The sequence below is a fragment of the Bifidobacterium sp. LH_424 genome (genome assembly GCF_056356895.1).
Genome location: NZ_JBKEVC010000001.1, coordinates 197,525 through 218,621 on the forward strand (window position 1 = coordinate 197,525; position 21,097 = coordinate 218,621).

A 21,097-nucleotide genomic window follows, 5' to 3' on the forward strand; every position below is an offset into this window, starting at 1 on the left:
CTAAGGATAAAGATGGCTGCAGAGCTTTCGGACCTTCATTTCGTCCGCAACATCGGCATCATGGCCCACATCGATGCCGGTAAGACCACCACCACCGAGCGCATCCTGTACTACACCGGTAAGAACTACAAGATCGGTGAGACCCACGATGGCGCCTCGACGATGGACTTCATGGCGCAGGAGCAGGAGCGCGGCATCACGATTCAGTCGGCCGCCACCACCTGCTTCTGGAGCCGTCAGTCCCACGACACCAAGGAAAAGTTCCAGATCAACATCATCGACACCCCGGGCCACGTGGACTTCACGGCCGAGGTGGAGCGCTCCCTGCGCGTGCTCGATGGCGCCGTCGCCGTCTTCGACGGCAAGGAGGGTGTGGAGCCGCAGTCCGAGACCGTGTGGCGTCAGGCCGACAAGTACGGCGTGCCGCGCATCTGCTTCATCAACAAGATGGATAAGCTTGGCGCGAACTTCTACTACTCCGTCGACACCATCAAGGAGAAGCTGGGCGCGACCCCGATCGTCATGCAGCTGCCGATCGGCGCCGAGAACGACTTCACCGGCGTCGTCGACCTGGTCGAGATGGTGGCCTACGTGTGGAACGGCACCGACAGCCTCGGCGCCAAGTACGACACCACCGAGATCCCGGACGACCTGAAGGACAAGGCCGCCGAGTACCACGAGCAGCTGGTCGAGGCCGCCGCCGAGGCGAACGACGACCTGATGAACAAGTTCTTCGAGGACGGCGAGCTGTCCAAGGAGGACATCCGCGCGGGCGTCCGCCAGCTCACCATCGAGAAGAAGGCCTTCCCGGTCTTCTGCGGTTCCGCCTTCAAGGACAAGGGCGTTCAGCCGATGCTGGACGGCGTCGTCGACTTCCTGCCGTCCCCGGAGGACGTGCCGGCCATCAAGGGCTTCAAGCCCGGCGACGAGTCCGTCGAGATCGACCGCAAGCCGACCAAGTCCGATCCGTTCGCGGCCCTCGTCTTCAAGATCTCCACCCACCCGTTTTACGGCAAGCTCGTGTTCGTGCGCGTCTACTCCGGCTCCGTCAAGCCGGGCGACAACGTGCTCGACTCCACGCGCGGCAAGAAGGAGCGCGTCGGCAAGATCTTCCAGATGCACGCCGACAAGGAGAACCCGGTCGACGTGGCCGACGCCGGCAACATCTACACCTTCGTGGGCCTGAAGAACGTCACCACCGGCGACACCCTGTGCGCCATGGACGCTCCGATCTCCCTCAACTCGATGACCTTCCCGGATCCGGTGATCCAGGTCGCCGTCGAGCCGAAGACCAAGGCCGACCAGGAGAAGATGGGCATCGCCCTCGCCAAGCTGGCCGAAGAGGATCCGACGTTCCAGGTCGCCACGGACGAGGAGTCCGGCCAGACCCTGATCGCCGGCATGGGCGAGCTCCAGCTCGACATCATCGTCGACCGTATGCGTCGCGAGTTCAAGGTCGAGTGCACCCAGGGCAAGCCGCAGGTCGCCTACCGCGAGACCATCCGCAAGGCGGTCATGGACCAGGGCTACACGCACAAGAAGCAGACCGGTGGTTCCGGCCAGTTCGCGAAGGTCCTGATGAACTTCGAGCCGCTCGAGACCACCGAGGGCAAGACCTTCGAGTTCGAGAACGCCGTCACCGGCGGCCACATCTCCCAGGAGTTCATCCCGTCCATCGAGGCCGGCGTCAAGGAGGCCATGGAATCCGGTATTCTCGCCGGCTTCCCGGTCGTGGGCGTCAAGGCCACCGTCACCGACGGCCAGATGCACCCGGTCGATTCCTCCGAAATGGCCTTCAAGCTCGCGGGCTCCATGTGCTTCAAGGAAGCCGCCCCGAAGGCGAAGCCGGTCATCCTCGAGCCGATCATGGCCGTGGAGGTCCGTACCCCGGAGGACTACATGGGCGAAGTCATCGGCGATCTCAACCAGCGCCGTGGCAACATCCAGTCCATGACCGATGCCACCGGCGTCAAGGTCATCGACGCCAAGGTCCCGCTGTCCGAGATGTTCGGCTACATCGGCGACCTCCGCTCGAAGACCCAGGGCCGCGCCATGTTCACCATGCAGATGGACTCCTACGCCGAGGTGCCGAAGAGCGTCTCCGACGAGATCATCAAGGCCCAGCGCGGCGAGTGACACGCGTAGCTACGTTGATTTGCGCCACGTCTCCAGTCAGCGGTAATATCGTGTACCGCTGACTGGGTTCTGGCTCCTTCAATGTGGCACGAAACCCAGAAACCCAGTAAACCTACGAAACGTCCAGGAGGACAAAGTAATGGCAAAGGAAAAGTACGAGCGTACTAAGCCGCACGTTAACATCGGCACCATCGGCCACGTCGATCACGGCAAGACGACCCTGACCGCGGCCATCTCCAAGGTTCTGCACGAGGAGTACCCGGATGTCAACCCGGAGTACGACTTCAACCAGATCGATTCCGCTCCGGAAGAGGCCGCCCGCGGTATCACCATCAACATCGCCCACATCGAGTACCAGACCGCGAAGCGTCACTACGCTCACGTGGACTGCCCGGGCCACGCCGACTTCGTGAAGAACATGATCACCGGTGCCGCCCAGATGGATGGCGCCATCCTCGTTGTGGCCGCCACCGACGGCCCGATGGCCCAGACCCGCGAGCACGTCCTGCTCGCCCGTCAGGTCGGCGTCCCGAAGATCCTGGTCGCCCTGAACAAGTGCGACATGGTCGACGATGAGGAGCTCATCGAGCTCGTCGAGGAAGAGGTCCGTGACCTCCTCGACGAGAACGGCTTCGATCGTGACTGCCCGGTCATCCACGTCTCCGCCTACGGTGCGCTGCACGACGACGCTCCGGACCACGAGAAGTGGGTCGAGCAGATCAAGAAGCTCATGGACGCCGTCGACGAGTACATCCCGACCCCGGTCCACGACCTCGACAAGCCGTTCCTGATGCCGATCGAGGACGTCTTCACCATCTCCGGCCGTGGTACCGTCGTCACCGGCCGTGTTGAGCGTGGCCAGCTGGCCGTCAACACCCCGGTCGAGATCGTCGGCATCCGCCCGACCCAGAACACCACCGTCACCTCCATCGAGACCTTCCACAAGACGATGGACTCCTGCGAGGCTGGCGACAACACCGGTCTGCTCCTCCGTGGCCTCGGCCGTACGGACGTCGAGCGTGGCCAGGTCGTGGCTGCTCCGGGCTCCGTCACCCCGCACACCAAGTTCGAGGGTGAGGTCTACGTCCTGACTAAGGATGAGGGTGGCCGTCACTCGCCGTTCTTCTCCAACTACCGTCCGCAGTTCTACTTCCGCACCACCGACGTCACCGGCGTCATCGAGCTGCCGGAAGGCGTCGAGATGGTCCAGCCGGGCGATCACGCGACCTTCACCGTCGAGCTGATTCAGCCGATCGCTATGGAGGAGGGCCTGACCTTCGCCGTGCGTGAGGGTGGCCACACCGTCGGCTCGGGCCGTGTCACCAAGATCCTCGCCTGATTCCCATCAGAGAGATCTTCGACACGCTTGAACTAGCGTACTGAAATAGGGCTCCGGAATCCTTACGGATTTCGGAGCCCCATTCGTATATTCCTTTCCATTCCCCTCCTGTAAACGGATACGTACGGGTACGACGGCGTACCCGATCACGTCGCGACCGACATGTTCTTCATGCACGGTTCATCAGATGCCGTGCGATTCTTCCCTCCCTCGCAACTTTGCGGGTCCAGCATGATAGCGCAATCAGCGATACTGGTTACGGAAGGGGAATAATGAACAGAACGATAGCGGCGATCGCAGCGGCCGCATGCATGGCGCTGGGGTGCGCGACGGCTCCCGCGGCGTATGCCGATGACACCGTCACGCCGGATCAGGTCACGCCGGTCGCCTACAGCGACGCGCTGGACAAGGTCGACTACAAGGGCATACGCGTCGGGGGACTCTCCGGCATCGCCTGGGATGCGCAGGCCGATTCGTATGTTGCGCAGTCCGACAACCACGGAAGCGACGTCTCCCACGTCTGGTTCCTCGGCAAGGACCTGCGCAACCCGGCCATCACCCGCGACCCGGTGACCCTCACCGACGCGAACGGTACCCCCTACAACGGCAACACGACCGACAACGAAGGCATCGCCGTGCTGCCCAACGGGGACTTCGCCATCACGTCGGAGGGCATTCCCCCGGCGGGAAAGACGCAGCCCGAACATCCCACGATCCGCATCTTCGACGCCACCGGAAGGCAGAAGGGAGAGCTGCCCGTTCCCGGACTGTTCGACATCAACACCGCCGAAGGACAGGCGTCCCATAACCTCACGCTCGAAGGCCTGAGCCTGTCGCCGACCGGCCACGAGCTCGTGGCCGCCATGGAGGGCACGCTCAAGAACGACGTGTATCAGGACAAAGACCAACGCACGGCGCTTCCTCGTCTACCGCGACGACGTCGCGGGCAAGGCCGGAACGTGGACGCTGGTCAAGCAGGTCGGATTCCAGGCCGTCACCGGATTGGACGTGACCGACGTCGCGCTCGATTCCGAGGACTCCCTATACGTGCTGCAGCGCACCTGGAACAGCCAGACCGGCAACAAGGTCGCGCTGTCCTACGTCTCCGGACTCGACGCCGCGCCCGACGTCTCCGACGTCGCCAACCTCAACGATCCCGCCAACGCCTCGAAATTCGTGAAGTCGCGTCAGATTGGCGAGCTCGACAAGCTCTCCGACCTCGGCGCGTCGAAGAAGCCGGAATCGCCGCAGACCAACCCGCTGATGGACAACTACGAAGGGCTCGTCATCACGAACCGCGACCAGCTCGCCACGCCCGACGCCGCATGGTACCGCGGCGACGGCAGCTACAAGGCCGACATCTCCATCATCAGCGACGACAACTACAGCGCCAGCCAGACCACGCGCATCCTCGACGTCGAAGCGGAACCGTTCCAGAAGGCGGCCGCCGGCTTCGACGATTCGGCGAGCGGCACGCTTTCCAAGTACGTCACCGCACTCGGCCGCGACGACCACCTCGACTACTGGTCGGTCAACGGGTACAGCGACGGCACCGGCACCAGCGAACCGATTCCGTTCGGAGGACTGTCCTCCACCGCATACAACGCCAAGCTCGGACAGTACGTCTCCACAATGGACAACCACGGCACCGACGTGGCTCGTCTGTGGTTGCTCGGCAACGACTTCGGCAAGGCCGCCCCGACCGGGAGCATCATCCTAACCGATGCGGACGGCACCCCATACAACGGTGAGACCACCGACGACGAAGGTCTCGGCGTGTTGCCGAACGGTGATTTCGTGCTCACCTCCGAAGGACATCCGAACGCCGCCGCGGGCGAGCATGAGGAGCCGAAGATCCGCATCTTCGGCACCGACGGACGGCAGAAAGGCGAACTGCCCGTGCCGGAACTGTTCGACATCAACGGCAACGGGCAGGCCGTGCACAACAAGAGCCTCGAGGCGCTGACCGTGTCCCCGTCCGGCCACCAGATCCTCGTCGGCAACGAATACGCGCTGAAGAACGACTCCCCGACCGGCAAGGACATCGACACCGCCGCCCGCCGAGTCCTGGTGTACCGGGACGATGTGAAGGGTTCCGAAGGCCAGTGGAAACTGGTCAAGCAGGTCGCGTTCAAGGCCGCGAACGCCGACATGGGCATCACCGAATTCGCCGCCATCGGCGAGGACGGGTTCCTCGTGCTGGAACGCTCGTGGGACCAGACCCACGGATACGGCATCCGAATCGCGTATGCGCACGGCATCGCGGCGGCTCCGGACGTCAGCGGCGTCGCCTCGCTGTCCGCGAGCGGCGACTCGTCGTTCCTGAGCTTCACCGAACTCGCCGATCTGGGCGGCAAGCTGACCCTCGGCGCCCGGTTCAAGCCGAACGCGGCGTATTCGGACACCAACCCGTTGCTCGACAATTTCGAGGATCTGATCATCACCGATTCGAACGATGGCGGCAAGCTCGACCTGAGCGTCATGACCGACAACAACTTCGACACCACGGAGACGACGCGCATCGTCCGGTTGCAGATCGACCGGTCCGTGTTCGTGCCCGATCCCACGGCTGGTGGCCAGAACGGCGGCCAGACCGCTGGTGGCCAGACCGCCGGTGATCAGAATGGCGGCCAGCAGACAGGCGCCAAGCCGAACGGTGGCCGGCACGGTGCCACAGGTGCCGGCAAGCTGTCCCGCACCGGCGCCGATGTGACGGCGATCACCGCAGCCGCGCTGCTGCTGTCGGCGGCCGGCGGCTATCTCGCCGCGCGCCGTCGTCGCCTGTGAGATAATCCATGCGGGCCGTCCGTGTCTCCCCGGGACACGGACGGCCCGTCGTATGTCCCACATGCATCGCATGCATCACGAAGACGCGTGACGGCGCCGGCCCGTTCGCCGGACGGCCGGTGTGGCGCGGTAGGGGGGTGGTGGCATAATAGCGAAGGCAAATTTTGGGTAAGCCCTCGACACTAGAAATAGGTGAGACATCGTGGCACAGACTACCAATGACATCAAGAACGGTTCCGTCCTGAACCTGGACGGCCAGCTGTGGACCGTCCTCAAGTTCCAGCACGTCAAGCCGGGCAAGGGCCCCGCCTTCGTGCGCACCACCATCAAGAACGTGCTCTCCGGCAAGATCGTCGACAAGACCTTCAACGCGGGCATGAAGATGGAGTTCGAGACCGTCGACAACCGCAACCTCCAGTACTCATACGAGGACGGCGACAACCTGGTCTTCATGGACATGACCACCTACGACCAGATCTACGTGCCGAAGTCCATCGTCGACACCAAGTTCCTGCTCGAAGGCACCGACTGCATCGTGTCCTTCCACGACGAGACCCCGCTGAGCGTCGAACTGCCGGCCTCCGTCGTCCTGACCATCACCCACACCGAGCCGGGCCTGCAGGGCAACCGCTCCAACGCGGGCACCAAGCCCGCCACTGTGGAGACCGGCGCCGAGATCCAGGTCCCGCTGTTCATCAACGAGGGCGAGAAGGTCAAGGTCAACACCACCGACGGCTCCTACCTGGGCCGCGAGAACTGATTCGCACACCCGCTGATCACACCGATCGCACCAGTTCCAACCGGTAAACCGACGACACGAAGGACGAAAGAGCTGCATGGCACGTTCCACCGCCCGTAAGAGGGCTCTGAACACGTTGTATGAGGCGGACGAGAAGGATCAGGACATCCTGTCCCTGCTCGACGAGCGTATCGAGACGCCCGGCGCGCAGACGCCGCTGCCCGAATACGCCATCGAGATCGTCAAGGGCGTGGCCGAGCACCAGCACGAGATCGACTCCACTCTGGACGAGCACTCCACCGGGTGGAAGGTCCGCCGTATGGGCGTGATCGACCGCAACATCCTGCGTATCGCCGCTTGGGAGATCCTCTTCAACGATGACGTGCCCGACAAGGTCGCCATCGACGAAGCGCTGTCCCTCGCGAAGACGCTGTGCGACGGGGATTCCCCCGCTTTCATCCACGGACTGCTGTCCGCGATCTGCACGGCCAAGGAAAAGCCGTTGGACTGACATTTCTTTTTTGAACGCCTCCCCGCAACACGGGAGGCGTTTTTATGAGAGCGTGGGCCGGGCGCGACCAACCGGCACGAGAACAGAACGGCAGCGAACGGCGACATGCGCGTGTGTCCTGCGCGTGTGCGTCGGCGCGGGCCGATAACCTTGAATACGGACGACCCGAGAACGAAAAGGGGGTTTTGGTGAGCGAGATCGCGAACTATGGCAAGGACGATGCGGTCCTTGTGCTGGAGGATGGGCAGGTGTATGTGGGTGAACCCTACGGGGCCCATGGCGCGACCACGGGTGAGATCGTGTTCGCCACCGGCATGACCGGATACCAGGAGACGCTCACCGACCCGAGCTACGACCGTCAGATCGTCGTGCAGACCTTCCCGCACATCGGCGACACGGGCGTCAACCACGAGGATCCGGAATCCTCCCGCATCTGGGTGGCCGGCTACATCGTGCGCGAACCCTCCCCGAACGTGAGCAACTGGCGCGCCGAGGGCAGCCTCGACGGCGACCTCGAGGCCAACGGCATCGTCGGCCTTGCCGACATCGACACCCGCAAGCTGGTGCGCCACCTGCGCTCCGCAGGCGTGATGCGCGCCGGCATCTTCTCCGGCGACGCGCTCCTCGGCGAGGGCGGCCGCCTCAAGACCATCGACGAACTGCTCGACGCGGTCAAGGCCACCCCGCAGATGCAGGGCCTGAGCCTGTACGACGAGGTCTCCACCAAGGAGGCGTACACGATCGAACCGTGCGGCGAGTTCGAAGGCAAGGAGCCGCTGTACACCGTGGCCGCCGTCGACCTCGGCATCAAGGCGATGACCCCGCACCGCATGGCCGAGCGCGGCTGCCGCGTGCACGTCGTGCCCTCCACCATCACGTTCGAGGAGCTGACCGCCCTCAACCCGGACGGCGTCTTCTTCTCCAACGGCCCGGGCGACCCGGAGCAGGCCGGCCCGGAGGTCGAGCTGCTGCGCAAGGTCCTCGACGCCGGCTACCCGTTCTTCGGCATCTGCTTCGGCAACCAGCTGCTCGGCCGCGCGCTCGGCTTCGGCACGTACAAGCTGAAGTTCGGCCACCGCGGCATCAACCAGCCGGTCAAGGACCTCACCACCGGCAAGGTGGAGGTCACCGCCCACAACCACGGCTTCGCCGTCGACGCGCCGATCGGCGAGACCGTCGACGCCCCGTTCGAGAACGGCAAGTACGGCAAGGTGTTCGTCAGCCACATCGATCTCAACGACGACGTGGTCGAAGGCCTGCAGTGCGTCGACATCCCCGCGTTCTCCGTGCAGTACCACCCGGAGGCCGCCGCGGGCCCGCACGACGCCGCGTACCTGTTCGACCGATTCTGCGATCTCATGAAGAACAATCCGCGCGATTCCCGCGCCGACTCCAAGGAAGGTAAGTGATATGCCGAAGCGCACCGACATCAAATCCGTGATGGTCATCGGCTCCGGCCCGATCGTGATCGGTCAGGCCGCGGAGTTCGATTACTCGGGCACCCAGGCATGCCGCGTCCTCAAGGAGGAAGGCATCCGCGTCATCCTCGTCAACTCGAACCCGGCCACCATCATGACCGACCCCGAGATGGCCGACGCCACCTACATCGAGCCGATTGCCACGCCGATCCTCGAGCAGATCATCGCCAAGGAACGCCCCGACGCGCTGCTGCCGACCCTCGGCGGCCAGACCGCGCTCAACGCCGCGATGGCGCTCGGCGAGGCCGGCGTGCTCAAGAAGTACGACGTCGAGCTGATCGGCGCGTCCCTCGACGCCATCGACCGCGGCGAGGACCGCGAGCTGTTCAAGAAGGTCGTCGACGAGGCGGGCGCCGAATCCGCGCGCTCCCGCATCGCCCACACGCTCGCCGAAGTGGACCGCATCGCCGACGAGTTCGGCTACCCGCTGGTCGTCCGCCCGAGCTTCACGATGGGCGGCCTCGGCTCCGGCATCGCGCACGACGAGGAGGAGCTGCACCGCATCGCCGGCGCCGGCATCCACTACTCGCCGACCGACGAGGTGCTCATCGAGGAGGGCATCGAAGGCTGGAAGGAGTTCGAGCTCGAGCTCATGCGCGACCGCAACGACAACGTCGTGGTCGTCTGCCCGATCGAGAACGTCGACCCGGTCGGCGTGCACACCGGCGACTCCATCACCGTGGCCCCGTGCTTCACCCTGACCGACCGCGAATACCAGAAGCTGCGCGACATCGGCATCGCCATCATCCGCGGCGTGGGAGTCGATACCGGCGGCTGCAACATCCAGTTCGCCATCCACCCCGAGACCGGCCGCATCATCGTCATCGAGATGAACCCGCGCGTCTCCCGTTCCTCCGCGCTCGCCTCGAAGGCCACCGGCTTCCCGATCGCGAAGATCGCGACCAAGCTGGCCCTCGGCTACACGCTCGACGAGATCCGCAACGACATCACCCAGTCCACGCCGGCCTCCTTCGAGCCGACCATCGACTACGTGGTCACCAAGGTGCCGCGCTTCGCGTTCGAGAAGTTCCCGGGCGCCGATCCGACGCTCACCACGTCGATGAAGTCCGTCGGCGAGGCCATGGCCCTGGCCGGCAACTTCCAGGAGTCCCTCGGCAAGGCGATGCGCTCCATCGACAAGCGCCACATGGGCTTCAACTGGGACGGTCCGAAGCCGACGGCCGACGAGGTCGCCGAACTGCTCAAGGCGATCCACACGCCCACCGAGAACCGCTACCTCGAGCTCATGCGCGCCATCTGGGGCGGCGCCACCATCGAGCAGCTGTACGCGGCCACCAAGATCGATCCGTGGTTCCTCAAGCAGCTCACGCTCATCAACGAGACCGCCCAGGCGGTGCGCGAGGCCGAGACGCTCACGCGCAAGCTGCTGCGCCGCGCCAAGCTCGCCGGCCTGTCCGACCTGCAGATCGCGCACCTGAGGAACCTCGGCGACGAGGGCGAGAACACGATCCGCGAGCTGCGCTGGACCTACGGCTTGAAGCCCGTGTACAAGACGGTCGACACCTGCGCCGCCGAGTTCGACGCGGCCACGCCGTACTACTACTCCTGCTACGCGGACGAGTCCGAGGTCAAGCCGCGCGAGCGCGAGGCCGTGATCATCCTCGGCTCCGGCCCGAACCGCATCGGCCAGGGCATCGAGTTCGACTACACCTGCGTGCACGCGGTGCAGGAGCTCGGCAAGGACTATGACACGATCATGGTCAACTGCAACCCGGAGACCGTCTCCACCGACTACGACATCTCCGACCGCCTCTACTTCGAGCCGCTCACCTTCGAGGACGTGCTCGAGATCTACGAGGCCGAGAAGCGCATGGGCCCCGTCAAGGGCGTCATCGTGCAGCTCGGCGGCCAGACGCCGCTGTCGCTCGCCGCGCGCCTCAAGGCCGCCGGCGTGCCGATCCTCGGCACCACCCCGGAGGCCATCGACCTCGCGGAGAACCGCGAGCTGTTCGGCGAGGTGCTCAAGAAGGCGAAGATGAACGCGCCGCGCTACGGCACCGCCCTGTCGCTGGAGGAGGCCCAGGAGGCCGCCCACTCGATCGGCTACCCGGTGCTCGTGCGCCCGAGCTACGTGCTCGGCGGCCGCGGCATGGAGATCGTCTACGACAACGCCCAGCTCGAGAAGTACGTGAACCGCGCCCTCGCCGAGGCCCAGGCCGACACGGTCGTCTCCGGCCGCCTGCCCTCCCCGCTGCTCATCGACAAGTTCCTCCAGGACGCCATCGAAATCGACGTCGACGCGCTGTTCGACGGCGAGGAGCTGTACATCGGCGGCATCATGGAGCACATCGAGGAGGCCGGCGTCCACTCCGGCGACGCCGCCTGCACGCTGCCGCCGTCCACGCTGTCCGACGACCAGATCCGCCGTCTGCGCGAGGGCACCTACGCCATCGCCAAGGGCTGCAACGTCAAGGGCCTGATCAACGTGCAGTACGCGTTCATGGCGAACACGCTGTACGTCATCGAAGCCAACCCGCGCGCCTCCCGCACCGTGCCGTTCGCCTCCAAGGCGACCGGCGTGGCGCTGGCCAAGGCCGCCGCGCGCATCATGGCCGGCGAGACCATCGCCGACCAGCGCGCCAACGGCCTGCTGCTGCCCAAGGGCGACGGCGGCGTCATGCACCGCGGCCAGCAGGTGGCGGTCAAGGAGTCCGTCCTGCCGTTCAAGCGCTTCCGCACGCCCGTCGGCAAGACCGTCGACATCCTGCTCGGACCGGAGATGCGCTCCACCGGCGAGGTCATGGGCTTCGACCGCGACTTCCCGCACGCGTTCGCCAAGAGCCAGCTCGCCGCCTACGAGGGCGGTCTGCCCACCCACGGCAACGTGTTCATCTCCGTGAACGACACCGACAAGCGCCAGCTGCCGCTCATGGCCGTGCGCCTCGTCGAGCTCGGCTTCACGATCTGGGCGACCGAGGGCACCGCCTCCGTGCTGCGCCGCTACGGCATCGACTCGAAGATCGTCGACAAGATCTCCACCCGCGTGGACTCCGATCCGGAGGCGCCGGTGAAGGTCGTGCACGCCGAAGGCTCGATCGGCAAGAACGTCGTCGAACTCATCGAGGACGGCGCGATCGACATGATTCTCAACACGCCGAACTCGCGCGGGTCGCGCTCCGACGGTTACTCGATTCGAGCCGCCGCCATCGCCGCCGACCTGCCGCAGTTCACGACCATCACCGAGTTCTCCGCGGTGCTGCTGGCCATCGAGGCGGTCAAGCGCAACGACTACCAGATCATGAGCATCCAGGAGCACTCCAAGCAGCTGTTCGCGTTGGAAAGCAAGGATTTCTGATCAACGGATTTCCTCTCACACGAAGGAAGGGATCGCGATGAGTGACAGCCCCATTGAGGAACAGGACAAGGAACGGCTCGCCAGGCGTTCGGACTTCGGTCTGCGTCTGCGCAATTCGATGGACAAGTACGGTCCGTTGTGCGTGGGCATCGACCCACACCGGAAACTCCTGACCGATTGGGGCTACAACGTCGACGCCGACGGCGCGGAGATGTTCGCCATGCGCATGCTGCAGGCCGCGAACGGACGCGCCGCCGCCGTCAAGTTCCAGTCGCCGATGTTCGAACGCTACGGTTCGAAGGGATTCGCCGCGCTGGAACGCGTGCTGTACGCGGCACGCCAGATGGGCATCATCACGATCGTCGACTGCCTGCACGGCGGACTGTCCACGACGATTTCCGCCATCGCCGACGTCTACTTCAAGCCGGGCGCGCCGCTGAGGGCCGACGCGATCACGCTGCTGCCGTACTACGGCGCGCGATCGCTGCAGGGCCTCATCGACGACGCGCTCGACAACGGGCGCGGCGTGTTCATCGCATCCCTCACCTCCAACGAGGAGGGCAAGAGCCTGCAAAGCGCCATCCGACAGGTTGGCGACTATGAAGGCAAGACGGTGGCGTACGGCATCGCCGCCACCGCGCAGAAGAACAACCGCAACGTGGACGGCATGGGCTCCGTCGGCCTCGTCATCGGCGCGACCATCGGCCAGTGGATTAACGAGACCGGCGTCGACCCGGCCCAGTTCACCGGACCGATCCTCTCGCCCGGCTACGGCTGGCAGGGCGCTGACGCGAAGGACCTGCGCACCGTGTTCAAGGGGACGAAGGGCAACGTGCTCGTCACCGTGTCCCGCTTCATCGCGTCGCACGGTCCGGACATCGCCGCATTGAGCGAAGCCACCGAGGCGATTTCGCTCGACGTGCGTCAAGCGCTCATGGAGGCGACGCGCGTCGCCGAGCTGCCGCAGGAGCAGCAGAAGGCCGTTGCGGCGGCGACGGACGAGGCCGCGCCCGTGCCGCAGACGCCTGCCGAGACCGCCGGGACGTCCGACCACGGCGCAACCGCAACATCCGAGACGACCGGCGCGGACGCGCCGAGGGAGAGCATCACCGTGACCGACACCGATAAGACCGCCGCTTCCGCTGATTCCGCCGCCGAGGCGCAAGCCGACGCGACGACCGCTCCCGCGGGCGAAACCGCGGCCGCCACCGGCACGCAGCCGGAAGCCACGGCCGAAGCGGACGCGCAGGCGCTGCGCGGTGGCCGTCTGCTCGTGCTCACCGGTCCCGCCGGCGTCGGCAAGGGCACCGTCGAGATCGCGCTGCGTAAGAAGCACCCGGAGATCTGGGTGTCCGTCTCCGCCACGACGCGCGACCCGCGCCCGGGCGAGGTGAATGGCGTCAACTACTGGTTCATGAGCGAGGAGGAGTTCGCCGCCAAGGAGAAGGCGGGTGAGTTCCTGGAGACGGCGCTCGTGCACGGACTCGCGCACTACGGCACGCCGCTGAAGCCGCTCGAGGACCACATGGCCGTCGGCACGCCGACGATTCTCGAGATCGATCTGCAGGGCGCGCGTCGCGTCAAGGAGAAGGCCAAGGAGCTGGGACTCGAGGTGATGACCGTGTTCATCGCCCCGCCGAGCTTCGACGAGCTGGTGCGCCGCCTCACCGGCCGTGGCACCGAAACCGAGGAGCAGCGCAAGCGCCGCCTCGAGACCGCCAAGGTGGAGCTCGCCGCGGAAAGCGAATTCGACGTGACCATCGTCAACGAGAACGTCGAACAGGCCGCCGACCAGCTCTGGGACATCATCGCCAAGGAGTACGGCAAGGAGGCGTGAGTCTTCTCGTACATCCCCGTACATACGTAGGCTCCCTCTGACGAGGGAGCTGTCTTTCGTAGCAAGACTGAGGGAGAGATACCGTGAACGTTACGTTGCGGCTGTCTCTCCCTCAGACCGCCTACGGCGGCCAGCTCCCTCATCAGAGGGAGCCTTTGTGTTTTCGCCTTTACTCTGCCGCGGCGGCCTTGCGGTCGGCGATGAGCTGGTCGGCGAGCTTCGGCTTCTCGGCGAGCTGACCGGTGAAGCCGGGGCGGATGTCCATGTGGAGCACGAGGCTCGTGCGGTAGCCCTGCTCCGCGAGCTTCTTCGCGGCCTCGCCGGCCACGTGCAGCACGTCGTCGAGGTTGCCCTCCACGTCGGTGAACAGCGCGTTCGTCTCCTGCGGGAGGCCTGAATCACGGATCACCTCGATCGCCTGCGAGACGTAGGGGGAGACCTCGGATCCCGCGCCCGTCACCGACACCTGGATCGCGGCCACCGTGTTGAGATACGGCTTGCCGGTCTTCGGGTCGATGGGGACCTCCTGCTTCACGGCGAAACGGTCGGTCGCCGTGGCGAGCGCCGCGTCGCGCGCGTTCGAAGCGTCGCGCCCGGTGGCGTCATCGTTCTGCGTCATCGTCATCTCTCCTTCTCTCTCACCGCCACTGCCACGCGTGGTCCATCGGGCCGGAACCGTGGCCCAGATCGAGCATCGCGTTCAGCGCGCCGGTCAGATACTCCTTCGCGTGCCGGATCGCGTCGGGCAGCGTCTCGCCCTTCGCGAGATTCGACGCAATCGCCGAGCTCAGCGTGCAACCGGTGCCGTGCGTGTTCGGATTGTCGACGCGCGAACCCTCGAACCACGTGACCGTGCCGTCGGTCTCGGCGAGCACGTCGTTCGCATCGTTCGTGTGATGGCCTCCCTTGACGAGCGCCGCGCAGCCGTAGCGCGTGACGAGCGCGCGCGCCGCCGCCTCCATCGAACCGGCGTCGACGATCGCCAGACCGGTGAGCTCCTGCGCCTCGGGGATGTTCGGCGTGATGACCGTGGCGAGCGGGAACAGCTTCGACGTCAACGCGGCGATCGCGTCGTCGCTGATGAGCTTCGCGCCGGACGTGGCGACCATGACCGGGTCGAGCACGACGTTCGCCGCGTGATGGAACGTGAGCCGATCGGCGATCACGTCGATAATGCCGGTCGCGGACACCATGCCGATCTTGACGGCCAGCGGCGGGATGTCCTCGAACACGGCGTCGATCTGGTCGGCGAGGATCGTCGGCTCCGTGTCCTGGATGGAGCGCACGCCGGTCGTGTTCTGCGCGGTGAGTGCGGTGATCGCGCTCATGCCGAACACGCCGTTGGCGAGCATGGTCTTCAGGTCCGCCTGCATGCCCGCGCCGCCGGACGAATCCGAACCGGAGATCGCGAGCACGGGGGGAAGCGTGGTTGCATGTGTTGACATACGGTTCAGCTTAGTCGGGGGAGACTCGTTTTTCACCTGTTTCCGCCGTTGATTTCCGGCTCGACCCGCCTTGGACTTCCCTCGGATTTCCCTTGATTCCGGGGCGGTTGTGTGGTGTGATGGAACGGGCCGGGACAACGGCCGGAACCGAGCAGTGGGAGAGGGGAATCATGTCCGACGACGTGTTGCGCCGCGACGGCGTGCTGGCGCGCATCACCGGATTCGACGAGGGGCGCGTCGCCTATTACGCGACGATGCCGAACGGGCGGAGCACGCAGCTCACGTTCCCGCGTCAGGAGGTGTTCGACGTGGGCGACGTGCTGCTCGTCGGCGACGGCTTCTACACGAAGGTGCCCGCCTCCGTCTGGCCGATCAAGCCCCGCGTCGGCGTCGTGCGCCGCGCGTTGGAGGATGCGGTCGTGCTGGAGACCTCGGACGGGCTGGAACTCCTCGAAGGCGACTATCCGGTGGACATCATGCCCGGCAACACGGTCGAGTTCACCGACCTGTTCGGCATCGAACGCGTGCTGTGGCCGACGGCCATCCGCCCCGGCGAATCCGACCACGACGACGACATCAAACAGTACCGGATCACGCCGAGCGCCGACCCGGACCTCACGTTCGCGTCGTTCGGCGGCTACGAGCAGGTCGTCACGCGCGCCAAGGAGCTCATCGAGACGCAGCTCGGCAACAGCGTGCAGATGCGTGCCATCGGTGCGAAGCCGATCAAGGGCGTGATTTTCACCGGTGCGCCCGGCACCGGCAAGACGCATCTGGCGCGCATCATCGCCAATGTGGCCGACGCGCAGTTCTACCTCGTCTCCGGTCCGACCATCGTGAGCAAATACGTGGGCGACAGCGAGGAGACGCTGCGCATGATCTTCGCCGCCGCGCAGGCCGACCAGCGTGCCATCATCTTCTTCGACGAGATCGATTCGATCGCCTCCTCGCGCGACACCGACACGAACGGCGTCGGCAAGCGTCTCGTCGCGCAGCTGCTGACGCTCATGGACGGCTTCGCGTCCAAGGGCAACGTGGTGGTCGTCGCCGCCACGAACCGCATCGAGGACGTGGATCCGGCGCTGCTGCGCCCTGGCCGGTTCGACTGGCAGATCCCGTTCCCGATGCCGAGCGAGCACGACCGTCTCGCGATCCTTGAAGTGCAGGAGCGCGCGCTTTCGACCGAAGGGGAGCTGCCCCTCGCGGACATCGCGCGGCGCACCGAAGGCTGGAGCGGCGCCGAAGTGTGCGCGATCTGGACGGAGGCGGCGCTTGTCGCCGCCAAGGACCGTCGCGCCGCGATCCGCGCCGCCGACCTCATTACCGCGTTCGAACGCGTCGAACGCCGCCCGGAGCTGCGCGCGCATCGGGGCTAGCGGAGGCTGGCACGGGACCCCGCATATGTTGAAACCCCTCTCGGATGAGAGGGGTTTCAACGTATCGGACCGGAGGGATCCTACCGGTGGGGATCGGAATCCGTCACTCGGTGGCGGTGGTGTAGAGCTTGCCGCCCTGGGCGGTGTACTTCTCGCTCATCGCGTCGAGGCCGGCGCGGATCTCCTCGGGGCTCAGTACGTTGGCGGAGACGACGCCGTCGGCCGCGGCCGGCTGCGCGTCGGCGGCCACGCCGGCGAGCGAGTCCTTCACGATCTGCTCCTGGGCGGCCGCGCCGCCGAACGCCTTGCGGATGTTCTGCGAGATGGCCATCGAGCAGAACTTCGGGCCGCACATCGAGCAGAAGTGCGCCATCTTGGCCGGCTCGGCGGGCAGCGTGTCGTCGTGGAACGCGATTGCGGTGTCCGGATCGTAGGAGAGGTTGAACTGGTCGAGCCAACGGAACTCGAAGCGGGCCTTCGAGATCGCGTCGTCACGGTCCTGCGCGTGCGGGTGGTGCTTGGCGATGTCGGCCGCGTGGGCGGCGATCTTGTAGGCGATCACGCCCTGCTTGACGTCGTCCTTGTTCGGCAGGCCCAGGTGCTCCTTCGGGGTCACGTAGCACAGCATGGCGGTGCCGTAGCGGCCGATCTCGGTGGCGCCGATCGCGGAGGTGATGTGGTCGTAGCCGGGGGCGGTATCGGTGGTGAGCGGTCCCAGGGTGTAGAACGGGGCGCCCTTGCACACGGCCTTCTCCAGCTCGATGTTCATGCGCACCGTGTCGAACGGCACGTGGCCCGGGCCCTCGATCATGACCTGCACGTCCTTCGCCCAGGCGCGCTCGGTGAGCTCGCCCAGCGTCATCAGTTCGGAGAGCTGTGCCGCGTCGTTGGCGTCCGCGAGGGAGCCGGGGCGCAGGCCGTCGCCGAGGGAGAACGCCACATCGTACTTGGCGAAGATGTCGCATAGCTCGTCGAAGTGCGTGTACAGGAAGCTCTCCTGATGGTGGCGCAGGCACCAGTCGGCCATGATCGAGCCGCCGCGGGAGACGATGCCGGTGACGCGGTTCGCGGTGAGCGGCACGTAGCGCAGCAGCACGCCGGCGTGGATCGTCATGTAGTCGACGCCCTGCTCGCACTGTTCGATCACGGTGTCGCGGAACAGCTCCCAGCTGAGCTTCGAGGCGTCGTCCTCGACTTTCTCCAGCGCCTGGTACATCGGCACGGTGCCGATCGGCACGGGGGAGTTGCGCAGAATCCACTCGCGGGTGGTGTGGATGTCGTTGCCGGTGGACAGGTCCATCACGGTGTCGGCGCCCCACTTGGTGGCCCACGTGAGCTTCTCGACCTCCTCGTCGATGGACGAGGTGACGGCCGAGTTGCCCATGTTCGCGTTGAGCTTGGTGAGGAAGCGGGAGCCGATGATCATCGGCTCGGCCTCCGGGTGGTTGATGTTGCACGGCATGACGGCGCGGCCGGCGGCCAGCTCGGAGCGCACGAGCTCCACGTCGCAGTTCTCGCGGGTCGCGACGTACTGCATCTCCGGGGTGATGATGCCGTGGCGGGCGTACCACATCTGGGTGACCGGGTGGTCCTTGGCGCGCATCGGCTTGTGCGTGCGTCCGCGCCATTCCTTCGTGGCGCGGCCGCGCTTGATGGCGCGCTTGCCGTCGTCCTGCAGGTTGCGGGCGCGGCCCTCGTAGTCCTCGATGTCGCCGCGGTCGCGGATCCAGTCGAGGCGCAGGGGCTTCAGGCCCTCCTTCGGATCGCACTTCGGGCCTTCGGTGTTGTAGTCGATGAACGGCGGGTTCGGGCCGACGCCGGGCGTGTCGGAGAGCTTGATCTCCGTGTACGGCACTTCGAGGTCGTAGGAGCCGTATTCGTAGGAGAACGGCACGGTCTTCGTCTTGCGGATGTGCGCCTTGTCGCGCTGCTTCGAGCCACGGGCGGCGATGTCGACGCGCTGCTGCTTGGCGAGCTTCTGCGCCTCCTTCGCCTCCTTCGCGTTCGTGAACTTCTTCTCGGTGGCCTCGGCGCCCGGCTCGGCGGCGCCCTCCTGCGCGGCCTGCGTGTCGACGGCCGGCGTGTGGGTGACGATGCGCGGGGCGTAGCCGTGGCGCTTGTCGCCGCGCACGGCCTTCCAGCCCTCGACCATCGCGCGGGTGGCGGCCTCCGGGTCGTCGGCGCCCGCGATCGCGGAGACCGCGAACCAGCCGGCGGCCTTCGTGCCGGCGAGCATGGCCATGTCGGCCGCGGTCACGCCGCCGCCGACCACGACCGGGAACTCGCTGGCGGCGCAGATCGTGTCGATCTGGCGCGCGTCGAGCGTCTTGCCGGAGCCGTCGTTGCCGCCGACCGAGGCCTCGGGCTTGGTGGAGGAGACGTGCAGCGGGCCGGCGCCGATGTAGTCGATGCAGCCGTCGGGCAGCTCGTTGATGAGACGGACCAGCGACTCGGTCTCGGCGGACAGGCCGACGATCGCCTCGTCGCCGAGCAGCGCGCGGGCCTCGCGCGGCTCCATGTCGGTCTGGCCGATGTGCACGCCGTCGACCTTGATGCCCTTGCGGCGGGCCTGCCAGACGACGTCCGCGCGGTCGTCGATGACGAATGCGACCGTGTCGGACTTGCCGGCGTCCTCGATGATCTGCGCCACGTCGCGGGCCATCTCGGTCAGTTCGGAGGCGTCCGCGCCCTTGGCGCGCAGCTGGATGAACGTGGCGCCGCCGTGCAGAGCCTGGTCGACCACGTCGGTCAGCGGGCGGCCCTTGCAGTCGTCAGGCCCGACCACGAAGTACGCGGAGAGGTCGAACGAATCGCGCATGGACGCGTAGGGATATTCGTTGCTCATGTGTTCCTGTTCCTTGTTGATTGGTTGGTGGAAGTTTTGCGGTCTCCTCCCGGATGGGAGGAGACAAGTCCTGTTTTTCTTCCCGCCGGCGGGAAGGGGCTCTCCCTCAGTCGCCCTGCGGTCGACAGCTCCCTCGTCAGAGGGAGCCGGGGGATGTGAGGATCGGGCTGGAGGCGATCTGGTCGGGGGTGGTGTTCCAGAGGGCGTCGAGGAAGGCGACCTGGAACGATCCGGGACCGTTCGAGACCTTCTCCGCGGCCTCGCCGGCGCGGTCGTAGAGCGCCGTCGCGGCGAGCGCGGCGGTCAGCGGGTCCGTGACGGCGAGGTAGACGGCGGTCACGCCGCCGAGCGAGCATCCGGCGCCGGTGATCTTCGCCATCATCGCGCTGCCGCCGGGAAGACGGTAGACGGTCTCGCCGTCGGTGACGAGATCGGCCTTTCCGGAGACGGCGACGGCCGCCTCGCCTTCCGGCGCGGACGCGGCGAGGAAGCGGGCGAGTGTCTTCGCCGGTTCGACGGCGGACTCGACCTCGTCGACGGATTCGACGCCGGCCGGCCGGGTCGCGTCGTCGGGGGAGACGAGGCCCCACATCGTCGCCAGGGCGATGATCTCGGAGGCGTTGCCGCGCACGATGGTCGGGGGAGCGGCGCGGAAGGCGCGCAGGATCTCGGTGCGCGTCGAGCCGATGCCGGCGGCCACCGGGTCGAGCACCCACTTGTGCCCGGTCTTGTGGAAGGCGCGCGCGATCTTCGGCAGCGCGTCCTTATAGAAGGGCAGCAGCGTGCCCACGTTGATGTAGTCGGCGCCGGACATGGTCGCGGTGTCGATCACGTCGTCCGGCAGGAAGCTCATCGCGGCGGCGCCGCCGGCGGCGAGCTGCGCGTTGGCGACGAGGTTGATGGTCACGAAGTTCGTGAACGACTGCGCCATCGGCGTGCGCTCGCGCACCGCCTCGGAGGCCTTCCTGATGCGCGCCTTCAATGCGGCGACGTCCGCGTCGTCGCGGTCCGCCATGATTGCCTGCGATGATTCGCTCATATTCACTGCTCCCTACGCTGGTCTTAACCAACAGGTTCAAAGGGTCGGGCGTCGCGCCCATCTCAACCCGCCGAGTGGCTGCGGGTTCCCCTGCATTGCGTTATCGGATTCGACGCTATGCGGTTATATGGACAACCTGTGACGAAGACGGATTCCAGCGCGTCACACCTCTTGCGTGTCGTGCGGCGGAGTGGTAGTTGTGACGCGGTCTTTCGCCGGTCGGCGTATGCAGGTAGTCTGAACGGGTTG

The 21,097-nt window shown here is 66.0% G+C and carries 13 protein-coding genes, 2 pseudogenes and 1 riboswitch; of the genes and pseudogenes, 11 read left to right on the top strand and 4 right to left on the bottom strand.

Annotated elements, in window-relative coordinates:
* Positions 1-12 precede the first annotated feature (12 nt).
* From fusA to gmk, 10 genes and pseudogenes are all read left to right on the top strand, one after another.
* On the top strand, positions 13-2,136 hold the full coding sequence (gene fusA, locus AC1AYP_RS00730) for an elongation factor G (protein ID WP_476546496.1): 2,124 nt from the start codon (positions 13-15) through the stop codon (positions 2,134-2,136).
* 139 nt (positions 2,137-2,275) lie between these two features.
* Positions 2,276-3,475: an elongation factor Tu gene (gene tuf, locus AC1AYP_RS00735; RefSeq protein WP_034526986.1), complete on the top strand. Its 1,200-nt coding sequence runs from the start codon at positions 2,276-2,278 to the stop codon at positions 3,473-3,475.
* A 311-nt stretch (positions 3,476-3,786) separates the two neighbouring features.
* Positions 3,787-4,798, top strand: a pseudogene (locus AC1AYP_RS00740) (esterase-like activity of phytase family protein); the annotation flags it as partial.
* Between the two features lie 261 nt (positions 4,799-5,059).
* Entirely contained in the window at positions 5,060-6,262 is a 1,203-nt protein-coding gene (locus AC1AYP_RS00745; RefSeq protein ID WP_476546720.1) for an esterase-like activity of phytase family protein, read from the top strand.
* 202 nt (positions 6,263-6,464) lie between these two features.
* The gene (gene efp, locus AC1AYP_RS00750) at positions 6,465-7,022 is read left to right on the top strand and encodes an elongation factor P (protein ID WP_476546497.1); all 558 of its coding nucleotides are present in this window, start codon (positions 6,465-6,467) and stop codon (positions 7,020-7,022) included.
* Between the two features lie 76 nt (positions 7,023-7,098).
* On the top strand, positions 7,099-7,512 hold the full coding sequence (nusB, locus tag AC1AYP_RS00755) for a transcription antitermination factor NusB (protein WP_101622084.1): 414 nt from the start codon (positions 7,099-7,101) through the stop codon (positions 7,510-7,512).
* Positions 7,513-7,700: 188 nt separating this feature from the next.
* Positions 7,701-8,921, top strand: a complete 1,221-nt coding sequence (gene carA / locus AC1AYP_RS00760) for a glutamine-hydrolyzing carbamoyl-phosphate synthase small subunit (RefSeq protein ID WP_476546498.1) — start codon at positions 7,701-7,703, stop codon at positions 8,919-8,921.
* Position 8,922: 1 nt separating this feature from the next.
* Positions 8,923-12,306, top strand: a complete 3,384-nt coding sequence (carB, locus tag AC1AYP_RS00765; protein ID WP_476502009.1) for a carbamoyl-phosphate synthase large subunit — start codon at positions 8,923-8,925, stop codon at positions 12,304-12,306.
* A 37-nt stretch (positions 12,307-12,343) separates the two neighbouring features.
* Positions 12,344-13,252, top strand: a pseudogene (gene pyrF, locus AC1AYP_RS00770) (orotidine-5'-phosphate decarboxylase); the annotation flags it as partial.
* Positions 13,253-13,558: 306 nt separating this feature from the next.
* On the top strand, positions 13,559-14,143 hold the full coding sequence (gmk, locus tag AC1AYP_RS00775; protein ID WP_476502044.1) for a guanylate kinase: 585 nt from the start codon (positions 13,559-13,561) through the stop codon (positions 14,141-14,143).
* Between the two features lie 169 nt (positions 14,144-14,312).
* On the opposite strand, the gene AC1AYP_RS00780 is transcribed toward gmk, so the two are convergent.
* Together AC1AYP_RS00780 and thiD are read right to left on the bottom strand one after the other, a co-directional pair.
* Entirely contained in the window at positions 14,313-14,762 is a 450-nt protein-coding gene (locus AC1AYP_RS00780; protein WP_476531702.1) for a thiamine-binding protein, read from the bottom strand.
* A gap of 19 nt (positions 14,763-14,781) precedes the next feature.
* The gene (thiD, locus tag AC1AYP_RS00785) at positions 14,782-15,588 is read right to left on the bottom strand and encodes a bifunctional hydroxymethylpyrimidine kinase/phosphomethylpyrimidine kinase (protein ID WP_476546499.1); all 807 of its coding nucleotides are present in this window, start codon (positions 15,586-15,588) and stop codon (positions 14,782-14,784) included.
* Between the two features lie 167 nt (positions 15,589-15,755).
* On the opposite strand from thiD, the gene AC1AYP_RS00790 reads away from it, so the two are divergent.
* On the top strand, positions 15,756-16,964 hold the full coding sequence (locus AC1AYP_RS00790) for an AAA family ATPase (RefSeq protein WP_476546721.1): 1,209 nt from the start codon (positions 15,756-15,758) through the stop codon (positions 16,962-16,964).
* A 103-nt stretch (positions 16,965-17,067) separates the two neighbouring features.
* On the opposite strand, the gene thiC is transcribed toward AC1AYP_RS00790, so the two are convergent.
* Both thiC and thiM read right to left on the bottom strand, forming a co-directional pair.
* Positions 17,068-19,809, bottom strand: a complete 2,742-nt coding sequence (gene thiC, locus AC1AYP_RS00795) for a phosphomethylpyrimidine synthase ThiC (protein WP_476531706.1) — start codon at positions 19,807-19,809, stop codon at positions 17,068-17,070.
* 136 nt (positions 19,810-19,945) lie between these two features.
* Positions 19,946-20,824 (bottom strand): hydroxyethylthiazole kinase, encoded by an 879-nt coding sequence (gene thiM, locus AC1AYP_RS00800; RefSeq protein ID WP_476546722.1) that lies wholly within the window; start codon positions 20,822-20,824, stop codon positions 19,946-19,948.
* Between the two features lie 16 nt (positions 20,825-20,840).
* A riboswitch (TPP riboswitch) is annotated at positions 20,841-20,950 on the bottom strand.
* Positions 20,951-21,097 lie beyond the last annotated feature (147 nt).